This window comes from Nevskia soli DSM 19509, from assembly GCF_000711955.1.
In the GTDB taxonomy this organism is placed as follows: domain Bacteria; phylum Pseudomonadota; class Gammaproteobacteria; order Nevskiales; family Nevskiaceae; genus Nevskia; species Nevskia soli.
Map to the genome: position 1 here is coordinate 1 of NZ_JONR01000089.1, position 1,056 is coordinate 1,056.

Annotated in this window: 1 protein-coding gene; it reads left to right on the forward strand. The window is 61.2% G+C overall.

Annotated elements, in window-relative coordinates; all coding sequences use genetic code 11:
• Positions 1 to 56 precede the first annotated feature (56 nt).
• A partial coding sequence (tnpC, locus tag BP26_RS0122515) for an IS66 family transposase (protein WP_036517736.1) occupies positions 57 to 1,056 on the forward strand: 1,000 nt, incomplete at its 3' end.

Here is a 1,056-nt window from a genome sequence, read left to right on the forward strand (position 1 = left end):
TAATTGGCTTTTGGCCTGTTTTCTGCACATGATTCGGCATGCAAGAAGCCTCGCATATTGACTCCGCCCAGCTCGACCATCTGAATGCTACCGAGCTGAAAGCACTGGTCTCTGAGCTGTTGGTCCGGATCGACGAAGACCAGCGCGTCATTACCTGGAAGGACGCCAAGCTCAGCAAGGTGACCTTCGAGCTCGCCCAGCTTCGCCGTCTCAAGTTTGGCCGCGGCAGCGAGCAGATCGATTCGATCCAGAAGCCCCTCTTCGACGAATCCGTCGAAGAGGACCTGGCGGCGCTGGGTCAGGATCTAGAAGACCTCTCCACCCCCACAGCTGACGAGAAGACCAAGCGTGCGCCGAGGCGTGCGGCGCTTCCGGCAAATCTGCCGCGGGTAGAGCATAGGCATGAGCCGGAAAGCACGACGTGCGCCTGCGGGTGCGCGCTGAAGCGAATCGGCGAGGACGTCAGCGAGAAGCTCGACTACGCGCCAGGCCTATTTTCCGTGGATCGGCATATCCGGGGGAAATGGGTCTGCACCCAATGCGAGACGCTGATCCAGGCGCCGGTGGCGCCGGAGATCATCGACAAGGGCATTCCGACATCGGGGCTGCTGGCCCATCTGCTCGTCGCCAAATTCTCGGATCACCTCCCGCTGTATCGCCAATCGATCATCTTCGGTCGCGCCGGCCTGGCCATCCCGCGCTCGACACTGGCGTCCTGGGTCGGTGTTTGCGGATCCAAGCTCCAGCCACTGGTGGATCAATTGAAGACCCAGGTGCTGACACATTCCGTCCTGCAAGCCGACGAAACGCCGGTCTCCACGCTGGCGCCAGGAACCGGGAAGACCCATCGCTCCTACCTGTGGGCCTATGCCACCGGCGAATTCGAGTCGCTACGTGCGGTGGTGTACGACTTCACGCCCAGCCGCTCCGGTGAACATGCTCGGACCTTTCTCGGAGACTGGAAAGGGCACCTGGTATGCGACGATTACAGCGGCTACAAAGCCAGTTTCACGAAGGGCATCACTGAAGTCGGCTGCATGGCGCATGCCCGAAGGC